We start from the raw sequence: 14,995 nt of genomic DNA on the forward strand, positions 1-14,995 counted from the left end.
CTCTATGAAGCCGCGACCGTGATCCTGACGCGCAGCTATGCCGACAGCGACCTGCGCGCCTGGGGACTGAAGCTGAGAGAGAAGATTGGCTTCAAGCGCGCGGCTGTTGCCGTCGCACGCAAGCTGGCGGTCATCATGCACTCGATGCTGAAATCCGGCGAACTGTTCAACCGGGTGACCAGCATGGCCTGACACAGCAAGCTCATATGCGCCTGCCCTAAGGCGCATCGAGGCGTCCCTGCCGGGACGTGGAAGGGACCATTCCGCCGAGGCTGTTGCACCTTCGAGCCGCCGTGCCCGTAGCGTGCGCTTCACACTCTGGAAGGTTCACCCGCGAAGCCCCATCATGCGGCGATTTAATATCGACCGCGAAGACGACACTGCTCCCGGCAAACGACAGCTTCGATGTTCAAAAAAGGGCTTGCATTTTACCGCGCGATTAGACGACAGCCTCCGCCAATAGGAGACATTGCGGTGTCAGCACTCACACTATTCTCGCGGTCTGTACCGGAAAGCGTCCACGAAGGCCGAGAAGGCTGACGACGGATTTCGGCGGCTAGGGTAATAGAGGTGATAGCCTTGAAACGTCGGACACCAGTCCAGGAGTACGCGCTTTAGCTTTCCTTGTTCGACATGTTGCAGGACGAGGTCCGTCGGCACGTAAGCGAGACCGATCCCGTCCAGCGCGGCATCAACCGCTGAGGCTATGTTGCTCAGGGTCAGTTGGCCGTCCACACGAACGCTGAACTCGCGGTCGTCGCGTTCGAATTCCCAGGCGTAGAGACCACCAGAGGTTGGAAGCCGAAGGTTGATGCAATTATGGTCTGGCAGCTCTTGCGGGATCGACGGCGGCGATCGGCGCTCCAGATATTCGGGGGAGGCGACGACAGAATACGATACGTCAGGCCCAACCCGGACTGCCACCATGTCGCGCGCGACTGCCTCGCCGAGTCGCACGCCCGCGTCGAACTGCCTTTCGACGATATTGGTGAACCCGTTGTCGACGATGATCTCCACCCCGATTTCCGGAAAATCCTTCAGGAAGGTCGGGAGCCTGCGGCGGAACACCAGGTCCACGGCGTCGTCGGGGCAGACGACACGGACGTGACCGGAAGGCTTGTCGCGCAACGCGCTGATCGCGCTGATCCCCGCGGCAATGCTCTCGAAGTGCGGCTGGATGCTTTCCATGAGACGTTCCCCGGCGACGGTCGGCGCGACGTCTCTGGTCGTGCGGGCAAGCAGTCGTATCCCTATTCGTGCCTCCAGTGCGCTGACCGTATGGCTCAGCGCCGATCGCGTGACGCCAAGCTTCGCCGCAGCTCGGGTGAAGCTGCGCTCGCGTGCGACTTCGAGAAACGCCCTCATCTCGGTGAACTCGTCACGTTTCATTGTTGAATCTCTCTCACATCTACATGCGGATTGTAACTCCTAGTCTGCCGAAACCAAAGCGACTATTTGGTGGTCAACAGACAGGAGAAACGAAAATGAGCGTTGATGCCTTGAGGGAAGTCCCCGGTGAAGACACCACCACGCCTTGGGCACAGGTGGTTTGCCTCTCCCTGCTCACGTTCCTGTTGGTCGGGCTGGAGTTTCTTCCCGTGAGTCTCCTGACGCCGATCGCACAGGACCTGCAGATCACGGAGGGTCAGGCTGGTTTGGCGATCACGGTGTCGGGCTTTTTCGCTGTCGTGACCAGCTTGTTCGGCAACGGGTTGCTCGCGAGGATCGACCGAAAGTCGGTCGTCCTCATCTATACCGCGATATTGACTGTCTCCAGCCTGATCGTCGCTGTCGCTCCCAACTTTGCCACCTTCCTGATTGGCCGCGCGCTGGTCGGCCTCGCCATAGGAGGCTTCTGGTCGCTTTCGACTGCCATCCTCGCGCGCCTGGTGTCTTCCTCGGAACTGCCGAAGGCGATCGCTCTTCTCCAGGGCGGCACGGCGTTCGCGATTGTCATCGCGCCATCGATCGGGAGCTTTCTCGGTGGGATGATCGGATGGCGCGGCACCTTCCTCGTCACGGTTCCGATCGGTCTAGCCGCGCTGGTTTGGCAGATGCTCGTTCTTCCACGGTTGCCCGCCACCGAGACCGTGTCAACGGGCAAGATGTTCGGACTCCTTCGCAACCGGTCCTTCCTCGTCGGAATGGCCGCGACCTGCCTGGTGTTCATGGGGATGAACGCGCTCTCGATCTATCTGCGTCCGTTTCTCGAAGGGGTAACCGAGGTCAGTCTGAACGCGCTGTCACTGATGCTTCTTGGTGTCGGCTTGGGCGGACTTCTCGGAACGTCGCTGGTCGGCTTCGTCCTGCGCAGGCACCTCGCCATGGCGCTTGTCGGGATGCCTGGCGTGGTCGCCCTGATCGCAATCCTTCTCATTGGCCTCGGAGCCTCGCCTTGGGCAACGGCGGTCCTTCTCGTTCTGTGGGGCTTCTTTTCGACTCCCGTACCCGTCGCATGGAACACCTGGATGGCCAGGCTGGTGCCCGGTGAACTCGAAGCGGCGGGCGGTCTCCAGGTGGCCTTGATCCAGTTGAGCATCGCGGGCGGAGCTTTCGTCGGCGGCATTCTCTTCGACACGGCGGGATGGTGGAGCGCCTTCCTTCTGGCCGCCGTCCTTCTTTTCAGCTCCGCCGCGTTGGGCGCGGTCGCCAGCCGTCGAATCTGATCGTCGCTGCAAACCATGGAGAACATCATGTCTCAGGGAATAGAGAACAAAGTCGTTGTAATAACGGGGGCGAGTAGCGGTCTTGGGGAAGCGACGGCACGTCATCTCGCAGAACGAGGTGCTATCGTCGTGCTGGGTGCCCGAAGGCGCGAGCGCATCGACGCGGTTGCCGCTGAGCTCATTTCCAAAGGCTGCCGGGCGGTCGCTGTCGAGACCGACGTCACGGACAGGGAGCAGGTCCAGAACCTGGTCGACACAGCGGTTCGGCAGTTCGGTCACGTCGATGTCATGCTGAACAATGCCGGCTTGATGCCGCTTGCCCCCTTGGAACGTCTCAAGGTCGACGAATGGGATCGAATGATCGACGTCAACATCAAAGGTGTGCTCTACGGCATCGCCGCCGCACTGCCGCATATGAAGGAACGGAAGTCGGGCCACGTCATCAATGTCTCCTCGGTCTACGGGCATGTCGTCGATCCCGGAGCCACGGTCTATTGCGCCACGAAGTTCGCGGTTCGGGCGTTGTCCGAAGGTCTTCGCAAGGAAGTCAAACCCTACAACATCCGGACGACCATCATCTCGCCCGGCGCGGTCAGCACCGAACTCCTCGAGCACATCAGCGAGAAGGACATCCAGGCCGGCACGAAGGAGTTCGTCAGCAAGATCGCCGTCGGTGCCGACACATTTGCCCGGACGGTCGCATTCGCGGTGAACGAACCGGACAACGTCGACATCAACGAAATACTCTTCCGGCCGACGGCTCAATCAGTGTGACAAGGGTTGATACCATGACGATACCAATGACCCGGCGGAGGATCATCGGCGGAGCTTTGGCGGCCTCGGCGCTCCCCGTCGCGGCGCGCGGACAGCAGGGCCGCGATGCCAGCCAGGAGCCGACCGAAGTCAGGATCACGTTCAACGACCTTTCGATGACGGCCACGCTTTACGACAATCCGTCGGCACGCGATCTGTTTTCCGATGCTCCCTCTGGACCTAACGATTGAAGACTTCGGCCAGGAACGAGAAGATCGTCCATCTGCCGCGCAAGCTGACCGAAGACGGCAGCGGACCCTTTGGAAACGAGCGGCCGGGCGATCTCTGCTATTTCAAGCCATGGGGCAACCTCGCCCTTTTATACGCGGACTATCGATGGGACGGCCTGGTCAGACTCGGCCGTTTCGACAGCAGCTTCGACGCGCTTGTCGTGCGGCAACACCTTGATCCAGTACCTGAAAGAATATGATCGAGGCTTCGAGCTGGTACGCCAGGCAGTCGCCTTCAACCCCAACAACCTCGATGTCGTCAATTTTGCGGGCGTCGCGAACCTCCATTGCGGCAGTCTCGATGAAGCGGTCACATATTTCCTGCGCGCCGAACGACTGAGTCCGAACAGTCTTGGTGCTCACTGGAACCTTACCGGGCTGGCTCATGTCGAAATGGTCCGCGGCAATTATGAAGAGGCTCTGGCCTGGGCGCGCAAATCCATGGCAGCGAATGCCTATTAGGGTCCATGCTTCTGGATGATGATTGCGGCCAACGCAAAGCTCGGACGCATGGAGGAAGCCCGACAGCATCTTGCAGGCCTGCTTGCCTTTTCGCCTGGCGTCACCGTCGCTCGCCTCCGCGCCGGCCAACCCGCCAAGATTCCGGAACGCATGGAACCCATCCTCGACGGATTGCCGCTCGCCGGTATGCCGGAAGAATGAAATGTGGCGCTAAAGCGTGTCGCCCGTTTTTTGATTCAGGTTCTCGAATCGGCCGATTTGTGATTCCGTCTCACTTGGAAGGAGACCGGTCATGGGCAAATCACATCCGATCGAGTTGCGTTCCCGAGTTGTCGCGTTCGTTGAAGAAGGTAACACCCATCGCGAGGCGTCTCGGCATTTCCGTGTCTCGCCTCGGTTTGTAAATAACCTTTATCCTGAAGCGTGAGACGGGCTCTCTGTCGCCAAGACGACAGGGCCATGTCGGCGGCGGCAAGTTGAGCGACCATGGAGCATGGTTCCGACAGCGTATGGCTGAGAGGGGTGATTTGACGCTTGATGAATTGTGCCTCGAACTTGCAGAGCGCGGCGTCATCGTGCACCGCTCGAGCGTTGGACGCATGTTGCACCGGCTCGGTTTGAGCCATAAAAAAAGCCTTACGGCAAGCGATTTCGGCCAACGCTCAAGACAAAGAAGTGATCTTGGAATTCTTGCGCGATTACGCCCTTGACCGCCACGCTCACCGCCATCGTCAACGCCACAAGCAGAGCCAGATCGATGAAGTCGGATCGGAGCCCGCGAACGGTGCAATTGGCTTCACGCTGAATGCTCCTGACGCGGCGTTAGTCCCAAGTGGATGGGCCGCACTGCATCGCAGGCGATTCGTAAGGGCTTTGCCACGCCTGCACCCGACGCGACACTGACTGAGATCGCTGCCCCCTCCGGAAAGTACGAAGGAGCGCGGCTCTAGGCGTTAGTCTCTCTGACTCGCCACGGGGGTCCGAGACCATCGTTCCTCACGCCCGTCGCCACCGCCAGCCAGTGATTTCGGGCATGTCCTCTCCGCTTTCCCTGATGAATGCGGCGTGCTCGGCGAGCTTGGCCTTCAGCTTCTCAGTCACGTCCGGCACCTTCGCAGCCAGACCGGGAACCCGCGCGATCGCCTCCAGGGCAAGGTGATATCGGTCAAGTTGATTCATGACCGTCATGTCGAACGGCGTTGTCGTCGTTCCTTCCTCCATGAACCCTCTTACATGGATGTTGCTATGATTGGTCCGCCGGTAGGTCAGACGGTGGATCAGGTAGGGATAGCCATGATAGGCAAAGATGACAGGCTTATCCCTCGTGAAGATTTCGTCAAACCTCTGATGATCCACTCCGTGCGGATGCTGGTCAGGATCTTGCAATGCCAGCAGGTCAACGACATTGACTGTCCTGATCTTGAGTTCCGGGATCGCTTCATGCAAAAGCATAACCGCGGCGAGCGTCTCCATTGTGGGGACATCGCCTGCGCACGCCATCACTACGTCTGGCGCGATCGTATTGTCTTCGTAGCTCGCCCAATCCCACCCGCCGAGGCCGGCCTCGCAATGCTTCATGGCCTCGTCGATCGTCAGATATTGAGACTCCGGCTGCTTGCCCGCCACGATTACGTTGATACGATTGTAAGTCTTCAGGCAGTGGTCGCCGACCCATAGCAAGGTGTTGGCATCCGGTGGTAGGTAGATGCGGACGATGTCGGCCTTCTTATTGGCGACCAGATCGACGAAGCCGGGGTCCTGATGTGAGAAGCCGTTATGATCCTGTCGCCAGACATGGGAGGTCAGAAGGTAGTTTAGCGACGAGATCGGCTTCCGCCAGGCTAGTTCTCGTGAGACCTTCAACCACTTGGCGTGCTGGTTGAACATCGAGTCGACGATGTGGATGAAGGCCTCGTAGCAGGAAAAGAGCCCATGGCGTCCTGTCAGGAGATAGCCTTCAAGCCATCCCTGGCACAGGTGCTCGCTGAGGATCTCCATGACACGACCGTCTTGAGCAAGATGGACGTCGTAGTCCTCGATCCTTTGCATCCACACCCTGTTGGTTTCTTCGAAGACGCTTCCCAGCCGATTGGACTCCGTTTCGTCCGGACCGAAAATCCGGAAGTTCCTCGCACCCGCGTTCAGCTTCAGGACGTCGCGCAGATACATCCCAAAGATCTCTGTCGACTGGACTTGCTTGGAGCCGCGCTCCTCGATGTCGATGGCGTAATCTTCGATTTTTGGAACGACCATTTTCTGGAGGAGGCGGCCGCCGTTCCCAAAGGGCGTAGCACCCATTCTCTTGTCGCCCGTCGGCGCGAGCGCTTGTAGTTCCGGCCTCAGGCGACCTTCGGCATCGAAGAGATCTTCGGGATGATAGCTGCGCATCCAGTCTTCCAGTATCTTTCGATGGCCGTCGTCGCCTCGGCAGTTTGCAACCGGCACCTGATGGGCTCGCCAGAACCCTTCAACCTTCTTGCCGTCCACCTCCTTCGGGCCCGTCCATCCTTTCGGGCTCCGCAGTACGATCAATGGCCAGCGTGGAACTCCGGAAAATTCAACGCCTTCGCGCGCCATTGTCTGCAAACCAGTAATGAGTTCAAAAGCCTCGTCGAAAGCCAGCGCCATTTTCTGATGCATTTCGACTGGCTCATGTCCTTCCACGAAAATCGGCTGGTAGCCCAATCCCCAAAAGAGGCTTTCCAGATCGCCGTCGCTCGTTCGCGCAAGTATTGTCGGATTAGCGATCTTGTAGCCGTTGAGGTGAAGAACGGGCAGGACTGCGCCGTCGCGGGCCGGATTGAGGAACTTGGTGGAGTGCCACGCTGCGGCTAGGGGTCCGGTTTCTGCTTCCCCGTCGCCGATCACGCAGGCGACGACGAGATCAGGATTGTCGAACGCGGCCCCAAAAGCGTGGATGAGTGCGTAGCCGAGTTCACCTCCTTCATGAATCGATCCCGGCGTCTCAGGTGCGGCATGGCTTGGTATGCCGCCTGGGAACGAGAATTGCTTGAACAGCTTGCGCATACCCGAGGCACTTTGCGTGACCTCAGGGTAGACTTCGCTGTACGTGCCCTCCAGATACGTGTTGGCCACCATGCCAGGGCCGCCATGGCCGGGCCCGCAGACATAGAGCACGTCGATGTCACGCGCCTTGATGATGCGGTTGAGGTGGGCGTAAATAAAGTTCAGTCCGGGCGTCGTTCCCCAGTGACCGAGAAGCCGCGGTTTGATGTGCTCCGGCTTGAGTGGCTCCCGCAATAGCGGATTATCCATCAGGTAGATCTGCCCGACAGAGAGGTAGTTGGCCGCCCGCCAGTAGCGGTCGATAAGACGGAGTTCTGACGCGGCAAGCGTCGTGCCATTGGCAGCCATGGTGGGGACTCCTCACATTCTGTGTTGGCTGATGACGGCGAGCGCCTCGTCGGCGATCACCTGCTCTTCGTCCGTGGGAATGACGAAGACCGATATATTGCTGCCACGCGCGCTGATGACGGTTGCATTCGCTTTGTTAGCGGGTTCGCTCAGCGAGACTCCCATCCAGCCCAGGTGACGTTCGATGCCTTTCCGGATTTCCGGCTGATGTTCTCCAATGCCGGCGGTGAAGACGATCGCGTCAACGCCGCCTATCGACACCGCTAGACGGCCGATCTCACCTGCAATTCTGAAGCAGAACAGATCAAGCGCTTCCTTGGCAGCAGGGCTGAAGTCCTTGAGAAGCAGCTCGGTGTCACCGCTAATTCCCGAGACGCCGAGAAGGCCGCATCGGTGATAAAGGAAGTTCTCCAACTGGTCGGTGTCGTGGAGCTCGGACCTAAGCAAATGGACAAGCACGCCAGGGTCGATCGCTCCCGGCCGCGTCGCCATGGGAATCCCGTCGAGAGCGGAAAAGCCCATGCTGGTGTCGATGCTGACGCCGTCGACCATGCCGCAGAGACTCGCGCCGCTTCCAAGATGCGCGCAGATCACCCTACCGCCACCCGTGTCGGGGGCAAGCTTCCTGAGTTGGGCGGCGACGTGCTGATAGGAAAGTCCGTGGAATCCATAGCGCCGAATCCCGGCGTCGTGCATGGCGCGCGGGATCGCAAACCTCGTAGTCAGGCTGCAATGCGAAGAATGAAACGCTGTGTCGAAGGAAGCCGTCTGCACGACACAGGGATACAGGGCCCGCACAGCGTGAATGACCTCGAGCGCCTGAGGTTGGTGGAGAGGGGCGATCGGTACCAGGCTTTCGATCTGCGCGAGAACGGCGTCACCCAAGAGAGCAGGTCCGTCGAACATCGATCCACCATGGAGGACGCGATGGCCCACAAAGCCGACGTCACAACCGGTTGGGAGGAGGTGATCGAGAACGGACGAAATCAATCCTTCATCGATACGGCCGACGGGCAGATCGGCCTGAAGCAATTCGTCTCCGGCAAGGTACTTCAATCGCGGCTCTTCGCCTGACACCACGGTGCCTCGGCCGATTGGTTTGGCATACCCCGCGCCGATGCCGAAAACGCCGACCTTGAGCGTCGAAGAACCAGCATTGAAAGTGATTCCAACTCTACCGATCATCTTGGCCTCGCTTGCGTCTGGGCAGCATTGCCTACTTCGATCTCACCTGTGCGACAGCAGCATCCAGCACGCCCAATGCGTAGTCTGCAGTCGCCGTCTCGTCGTCCGAACACAGCTTCAGCGAGCTGCATCTTTCTTTGAGAGTGTGCAGGATATTTTGTCGGACCTTCAAAATGACGGGCGCGTGCTCGTGCTTCAGGAGTTCCTGCAGGCAAGCGACTGCGACGACTTCAAATACGAGCAGCTTGCCTTCGATTTCGCCTTGGGTAGGGATTGCTAAGTGTTCACCACCGCGTTTGCAGTCCCGGTCAGTCGAGAGCATTTTCATTCTCCTTCTTCTTTGCGATGACATCGTCCGGATCGAGCGCACGCCTCAGCCTGCGAAGAATGACGGCACGGCCTTTGCGATCCGCCGCCTTGTCCAACCGATCAGATAGGTCGAGGACGAAGCTTTGATAGTCGTTATGCCAGTCAGCATGACCGAGTTGTTCGGGTTCCAGCCGGCGGGGCTTTGAAGGTGTTGCCAGATGCGCGCCGTCCTTGCTCAGGAGGTAACTTTCGTCGAGGCTTGGCAACAGGATCGGTGCGCTCACAGTCTTGGAGAGGCGGTCTGACAACACGCTTCGCGCGGTAGTCTCGCCGTGCACAAGAAACAGTCCTTTTCGGATTGGGGTGCGTGCGGTGACCCATTCCTCCAGTTCGCTGGCATCCGCATGACCGCTATAGGCGTCGAGCGTCGCAATGTTGGCGCGGACCTCGATCTCGTCGCCTTGGATTCGCACGACACGCGCGCCATCCTCGAGAATTCGTCCCAACGTTCCGGTCGCCTGGAACCCGACGAACAGCACGGTGCACTCGGAGCGCCAAAGCCAATTGCGTAAACGGTGTCGAATTCGACCGGCCTCGCACATTCCGCTTGCCGCGATAATGATATGAAATCCGCGCACGAGATCGAGCGCCTTGGATTGCTCCGCAGTTTCCGTGAACCTCACGTTCGGGGCGTTCAACGCTCGGAGGAAGGCACTTCTGTTTTCGAGTTCGCGAGACTGCGCTTTGAACACCTCTGTCGCTCGAGACGCGAGAGGCGAATCGATCATGATGGGCGTTCGGGGAAGACTTCCGGCATCCATCAGTGCGATCAGATCTGTCAGAACCTCCTGCGTGCGCTCCACCGCGAAAGAGGGGATCAGGAGAACGCCGTTGCCATTGTTGGCCTTGGCAACGACCCGCTGCAGACGACCACGCCGAGCTTCCTGCGTGTAGTCGTCGCGCTCCCGGTCGCCATAGGTGCTTTCGCAGATCAGGTAGTCCACGCCAGTCGGGCCCTGCGGATCACCTTCCAGCAGCTTGTATCGAGACCCGACGTCACCCGAAAAAAGAAGGCGCTGCGGATCGCCGGCAAGCGCTGCTTCGACTTCGATCGAGGCCGATCCGAGGAGATGTCCCGCATCCCAGAACCGGAACCGGATACCGCCCACGGTCTCCTGCCACTGCTTATACGGCAGGCAGACGAACTGTGGCATTACGCTACGCGCGTCCTCGGCGGTGTAGATGGGCTCGACAGGCTCACGTGCCCGTCTTCGACCGCGACGGTTGAACTGCTTGACCTCGGATTCCTGAATGTGGCCGGAGTCCTGAAGCATGATGCCGCAGAGTTCCATCGTCGGAGTGGTCGCGTAGATGGGACCGCTGTAACCCGCCTTCGCAAGTTTGGGCAGAAGGCCGGAGTGATCGATGTGGGCGTGGGTGAGAAGGACAGCGTCGATCTGCGTAGGGTCGAACGGAAATGGCCGGTAGTTGAGCTCCTTCTCGGTTTTCGAACCCTGGAACATGCCGCAGTCGATCAATATCCGCGAGGACCCGGTCTCCAGCAGAAAACAGGAGCCGGTGACCGAACCCGCAGCACCATGAAAGGATATTTTGAGGTCTGCCATGTTCCACCTGTCAGCTTTTGACAGAGCCTAAGGGTTTGGAGGCCGGCGTCCTTGACCAAGATCAAAGTGAGGATGCTCTATCGTCGAAAGGGAAACCGAAATTTCCCTGTGGCTGCGCGCAGATATCCCATTTGATGGCAGATGAAGTCCGCGAGCGCGTCGATTGACCCAACAGGTCGATCTTACCAACGTGGCGTCTGATGCCTGCACCCCCGCGGAGGCTCCGATGGCAATGATATCGCGCCTCTTGACCTACGACCTCCAGTCGAGCGCCGATAAAATATCGTCCGGACATCGCAGGTTATTCGGCCGGTGGCTTCAGCCGGCTGAGCATCCGGTAAGCGACCTGGATATTGTTGGACACGCCCTGAACGCCGGGAACGCTTTCGGCAGCCACGCGGGCAGCCTCTCGCTCAATCGAACTCTCAACCTCCCCACGGAGAATGACGAGGCCGTTGCTGACAGAGGTTTCAACATCCTTGGGAGGGATTCCGAGCTCCGACTCCAACCGGCTGCGCACCGCTGTCTGCAGGGCCTGGTCGCCAGACGCCGTGGACTCCGATGGGGTGTCGATTATCGCTCGCATGAGGTCGCGTCGGCTTACCATGCCCACCAATCGTCCTTCGGCGACAACGGGAATATGCTTTATCGGGTGTGCAAGAAGAAGGTCGGCGAGCTGAGTAATAGTCGCGGTCGGAACGGCGCTGATTACGGGAGTGGTCATAACGTCCTTGATCCGCCAGCTTCGAGCCTTGATGTAATCCGCTAGTGCCTCCTTCCGGTCGCGGGTGTGGGGCACTGGACGTCTGCCGTTTGAAGAGGAGATGCGCCGGAGCAAGTCACCCTCGGTAACGATGCCTGTCAGCACGGCTTCTGCATCAACGACCGGAACCGCGCCGAATTTGGTCGCGTTGATGATCTCTACTGCGCGCCGAACGTTTTGATCTTCTCCGATCGTGGTGACAGGACTGGCCATGATGTCTTTCGCAAGCATTGCAATACCTCCATCGGGGTTCATTCAACTTGAATCCGAAAAGCCGAGGTCCGCCTTGATCTGCATCAATCTCCCTGTTTCCGAGTGCTCCTTTGCCAGTCCCCACTACAGCCCTTCGTCGGTATTTCGGCGGTTTCATCCGAACTGGATTGCGGGGCCCAATGCGGGTGAGACGCCTTCCGCCACATGTGCGGAGTTTGATCGTGATCAAACAGACGCAGTTACGGCGATGGTAGTGTCAGGTCACGACGGATTTGCAGGCAGGCGCAAAATGGCCTTCACTGAGGAAAGAAAGCTTGAGCTCGAATCGAAATACATTCTGGATTTCGCACGACTCTTGGCGACTAGGGCGCGGCGAGATTGTCTCCTCGCGGGTTGGGCGACCAACCTGCTACGACGAAACGACTTCCGGGCATAATCTTCAGGAATTAAACGATACCGCGATAGGCACGCCAACCGACGACGACCTTGTCGCAAAGCTACTTCGTGACTTCGAACTAGCCGGAATCAAGATATCAAAGGATGATCTCGCCAGAACGATGCACGAGATGATGTTCGAGGCCGCGGAAGAATTGGACTCGGGTCGAACGTAGTCGGGCGATCGACCGGCCTCTGCGAAGATCTCTCGTTTGAGGCACGGGGGAGCCGCTGCTGGAGCCGGATCGACTGCCGCGCCTGAAGATGCATTGGATCAATCTCTTGAAGCGATTTTTCTGCCACAACAGATTATCCGCCAACTCCAATCTAAAACGTCTCATCAGGCTTTGCCGCCCTTCACCGACATTGATCCGTGTCAATGCAGTGCGGCACTAAAAATGATCGTCTGGCATTCATTTGCGGGAGGATCAACTGATGATCACTGAGGACCAGTCCTCCACCGTTTCCTTTCTTATGAAAGCCCTGTCGTCGGGGACTGGAAACCCACATATCGCGCATCTTTCTCACCGGTGATCGCGCTTACAAGATGAAAAGGGCGGTCGTACCCTATGCGAATTTCTCGACCCCTGCTGTGCGGCTCGCAGTGTGCCGCAAGGAGGTCGAATTGAACAGAGCGACGGCTCCAGATCTGTGTCTGGGCGTGCGGACCATAAACCGGCAAGCCGATAGTCAGCTAACCCTCGACGGGCAGGGGGAACTCGTTGACGCGCTTGTCGAAATGCGTCGCTTTGATCAGGCGTCGCTGCTCGATCGACTGGCCACGGAACAGCGACTAACCGCTCCGATGATGACGGCGCTTGCCCGAGAAATCGCTCGATTTCATCGTTCCGCGCCAATCGTCCGCGACAAAAGCGGCACTTGGAACGTGGAAGCGGTTCTGCGGATCAACCAGGCCGGGTTTGCTATGAGCAGTGTGTTCTCAAGGCACGACGTCGCCAAACTGGTGCAAGGCTTTGAGTCCCGACTCTCAGCGCTTTCGGGCGTGCTCGACAAGCGCCAGGAGGCGGGGAAGGTCCGCAGATGCCATGGAGACCTTCATCTTCGAAATTTTTTCTCAATGCGGGCCTGCCCTGCATATTCGACTGCATCGAATTCAATGAAAGTATCGCGACGAGCGATGTCCTTTATGATCTGGCGTTCTTGCTAATGGACCTTTGGCAGGTTACTTTCAATTCGCCAATTTGATTGTGAACCGCTATCTCGACGATACCGACGAAGACGACGGCTTTGGTGTTCTTCCATTTTTTCTCGCAGTGCGGGCTGCCGTGCGAACTCACGTCGTCGCCCTACAGGCGGATGGTGCCGAAAGCGGTACTTTCGCTTTGGCCAATGAAGCGAGATCCTATTTCAACCTGGCATGCTCGCTTCTGAAGCAACCTCCAGCCGAACTTGTCGCCATTGGCGGGCTCAGCGGATCGGGCAAGACCACACTCGCGGAGGCTTTGGCACCTCATTTGGGCGCCCCGCCGGGAGCACGCATCATCGAAAGCGATCGAATACGCAAGGCATTGTTTGGGGTGCCGGCCGAGACGCGGCTTCCTCCAGCAGCATATAAGGAGGACATTCGGCCAAGGTTTATCGCGAAATGACATTCCGGGCCCGCATCATTCTCGGCGAGGGGGGAACGGCGGTGACCGATGCTGTCTCGACAATGCCGCCAACCGCCGGATGATGGAAGCTGCGGGCCGAGAGGGCGGGCACCAATTTTCAGGATTTTGGCTGCAGGCAGAGCCGGTTGTGCTTTGGCAGCGTGTGGCAACGCGCAGCGGTGGTCCCTCCGACGCCACGCTCGACGTTCTCGCCGATCAACTGGCGAGAGAAACGGCTGAGACCGGATGGCTGAAGCTCGATGCGGCACTATCCACCGACAGACTTGTGGATCAGCTTCTCAATGTGCTGGAGATCAACAAGGATGTTGCGCCGCCAGGCAATGGGGACGGCTAGCCAGTCGATCCGGCTTCTATCATGTGCCGCCACGGAGAGGCGCAGTTCGACCTTTGCATTTCACCGCAACCGAATGTTCCGACAAAGATTGATGAGAATCAAAGACCGCTGCTCGGGGATTTTGTAAGCTAGTCACCGATCTGGGGAGGTTTCCAATGTTTACAAACATTCTCATTCCAACAGATGGGTCGAAGCTTGCCGAGGCCGCCGCCGAGAACGCTATCGCCTTTGCTCGAGACGCCAAGGCGTCGGTCGTGCTCGTCAGCGTAATCGAGCCGTTTCACATTTTTACGACTGATAGTGAGAAGCTTGCGATTGCCAAGGATGATTACGATCGGTTCGCAGACGTACAGGCCGTAAAATTCCTGAGTGCCGTTGAAGCGCGGGCGCGTCTTCAGGGTGTCGTCAGCCACACCGTGAAAGTTCAGAGCGATCAGGTACACACCGCGATAGTCGCCACTGCTATCGAGAATGGATGCGACCTGATTGCAATGGGATCGCATGGTCGCGGGAGCGTCGCCAGCGTTCTGATAGGCAGCGTCACGGCCAAGGTGCTGAGTCATTCGCGGATCCCGGTTCTCGTCTATCGCTAGCCTTCAGCTCTATAATGCCGTTCTTTCCTCTCGACTGGCAAATTCCGATAGCGACAGCTCACGCACGGCAGCTTTGTCCTCAATGTCACCGACCGACGCGCAATGCGCCGGCAATCATCCTCTAGCTTGGAAGGAATCGCCGCATGGGCTACTCCAACAATGGACGGTTGAGCGGAAGCCTTCTCAGGCGCGGTTGCCTTCGGGAATCGGTATTGGGAGCGCGACACCGTAGTAAGGGTCGATCCATGTGAGGTGATCCGTTATTGATCTCACGCCCGGAACATTCTCGTCAGCCGCCCTCGCGGCGAGGCGCTCCTGCTCGTCAAAGATTGTACCATCCAATTCGGCGACGTCGTTTGCG

At 58.7% G+C, this 14,995-nt stretch carries 11 protein-coding genes and 3 pseudogenes; 8 read left to right on the plus strand and 6 right to left on the minus strand.

The features are described from left to right. Positions 1–192: pseudogene (locus FHT71_RS03880) on the plus strand (IS110 family transposase); the annotation flags it as partial. A 297-nt stretch (positions 193–489) separates the two neighbouring features. Here FHT71_RS03880 and FHT71_RS03885 read toward each other — a convergent pair. Continuing rightward, positions 490–1,389, minus strand: coding sequence for a LysR family transcriptional regulator (locus FHT71_RS03885; RefSeq protein ID WP_132594970.1), 900 nt, complete (start codon positions 1,387–1,389; stop codon positions 490–492). A gap of 95 nt (positions 1,390–1,484) precedes the next feature. Between FHT71_RS03885 and FHT71_RS03890 the strand changes: the two genes are divergently transcribed. The 5 genes and pseudogenes from FHT71_RS03890 (at position 1,485) to FHT71_RS31325 (ending at position 4,372) form a co-directional block, all read left to right on the plus strand. Further along, positions 1,485–2,666 (plus strand): MFS transporter, encoded by a 1,182-nt coding sequence (locus FHT71_RS03890; protein ID WP_132594968.1) that lies wholly within the window; start codon positions 1,485–1,487, stop codon positions 2,664–2,666. A 27-nt stretch (positions 2,667–2,693) separates the two neighbouring features. After that, on the plus strand, positions 2,694–3,440 hold the full coding sequence (locus FHT71_RS03895; protein WP_132594966.1) for an SDR family oxidoreductase: 747 nt from the start codon (positions 2,694–2,696) through the stop codon (positions 3,438–3,440). A gap of 14 nt (positions 3,441–3,454) precedes the next feature. Then, positions 3,455–3,909: pseudogene (locus tag FHT71_RS03900) on the plus strand (cyclophilin-like fold protein). After that, positions 3,884–4,171 carry a hypothetical protein gene (locus FHT71_RS31320; protein WP_245505594.1) on the plus strand — a complete coding sequence of 96 codons (288 nt, stop codon included), beginning with the start codon at positions 3,884–3,886 and terminating at the stop codon, positions 4,169–4,171. The pseudogene FHT71_RS03900 and the gene FHT71_RS31320 overlap by 26 nt, the downstream one beginning before the upstream one ends. 15 nt (positions 4,172–4,186) lie before the next feature. Further along, positions 4,187–4,372, plus strand: coding sequence for a hypothetical protein (locus FHT71_RS31325; protein WP_245505593.1), 186 nt, complete (start codon positions 4,187–4,189; stop codon positions 4,370–4,372). 795 nt (positions 4,373–5,167) lie between these two features. Here the strand turns inward: FHT71_RS31325 and FHT71_RS03910 are convergent. The 5 genes from FHT71_RS03910 to FHT71_RS03930 form a co-directional block, all read right to left on the minus strand. Then, positions 5,168–7,546, minus strand: a complete 2,379-nt coding sequence (locus FHT71_RS03910; protein ID WP_183718954.1) for a phosphoketolase family protein — start codon at positions 7,544–7,546, stop codon at positions 5,168–5,170. Positions 7,547–7,558: 12 nt separating this feature from the next. Continuing rightward, on the minus strand, positions 7,559–8,728 hold the full coding sequence (locus tag FHT71_RS03915) for an acetate/propionate family kinase (RefSeq protein ID WP_165933220.1): 1,170 nt from the start codon (positions 8,726–8,728) through the stop codon (positions 7,559–7,561). Between the two features lie 34 nt (positions 8,729–8,762). Further along, positions 8,763–9,059, minus strand: a complete 297-nt coding sequence (locus FHT71_RS03920; protein ID WP_348649202.1) for a hypothetical protein — start codon at positions 9,057–9,059, stop codon at positions 8,763–8,765. After that, a complete protein-coding gene (locus tag FHT71_RS03925; protein ID WP_132594958.1) occupies positions 9,040–10,665 on the minus strand; it encodes an MBL fold metallo-hydrolase in 1,626 nt (541 codons plus the stop codon). Before FHT71_RS03925 ends, FHT71_RS03920 begins: the two co-directional genes overlap by 20 nt. 301 nt (positions 10,666–10,966) lie before the next feature. After that, entirely contained in the window at positions 10,967–11,659 is a 693-nt protein-coding gene (locus FHT71_RS03930; RefSeq protein ID WP_132594956.1) for a CBS domain-containing protein, read from the minus strand. Between the two features lie 852 nt (positions 11,660–12,511). On the opposite strand from FHT71_RS03930, the pseudogene FHT71_RS03940 reads away from it, so the two are divergent. After that, positions 12,512–14,041, plus strand: a pseudogene (locus FHT71_RS03940) (AAA family ATPase). Between the two features lie 155 nt (positions 14,042–14,196). Next, positions 14,197–14,634, plus strand: coding sequence for a universal stress protein (locus FHT71_RS03945; protein ID WP_132594952.1), 438 nt, complete (start codon positions 14,197–14,199; stop codon positions 14,632–14,634). Positions 14,635–14,995: the final 361 nt, after the last annotated feature.

Source organism: Rhizobium sp. BK060 (assembly GCF_014193145.1).
Classification (GTDB): Bacteria; Pseudomonadota; Alphaproteobacteria; order Rhizobiales; family Rhizobiaceae; genus Rhizobium.

Coding starts and splice junctions, on each gene's coding strand:
- FHT71_RS03885 (WP_132594970.1), bottom strand. CDS start 1,389: ATGAAACGTGACGAGTTCACCGAGATGAGGGCGTTTCTCGAAGTCGCA.
- FHT71_RS03890 (WP_132594968.1), top strand. CDS start 1,485: ATGAGCGTTGATGCCTTGAGGGAAGTCCCCGGTGAAGACACCACCACG.
- FHT71_RS03895 (WP_132594966.1), top strand. CDS start 2,694: ATGTCTCAGGGAATAGAGAACAAAGTCGTTGTAATAACGGGGGCGAGT.
- FHT71_RS31325 (WP_245505593.1), top strand. CDS start 4,187: ATGATGATTGCGGCCAACGCAAAGCTCGGACGCATGGAGGAAGCCCGA.
- FHT71_RS03910 (WP_183718954.1), bottom strand. CDS start 7,546: ATGGCTGCCAATGGCACGACGCTTGCCGCGTCAGAACTCCGTCTTATC.
- FHT71_RS03920 (WP_348649202.1), bottom strand. CDS start 9,059: ATGAAAATGCTCTCGACTGACCGGGACTGCAAACGCGGTGGTGAACAC.
- FHT71_RS03925 (WP_132594958.1), bottom strand. CDS start 10,665: ATGGCAGACCTCAAAATATCCTTTCATGGTGCTGCGGGTTCGGTCACC.
- FHT71_RS03930 (WP_132594956.1), bottom strand. CDS start 11,659: ATGCTTGCGAAAGACATCATGGCCAGTCCTGTCACCACGATCGGAGAA.
- FHT71_RS03945 (WP_132594952.1), top strand. CDS start 14,197: ATGTTTACAAACATTCTCATTCCAACAGATGGGTCGAAGCTTGCCGAG.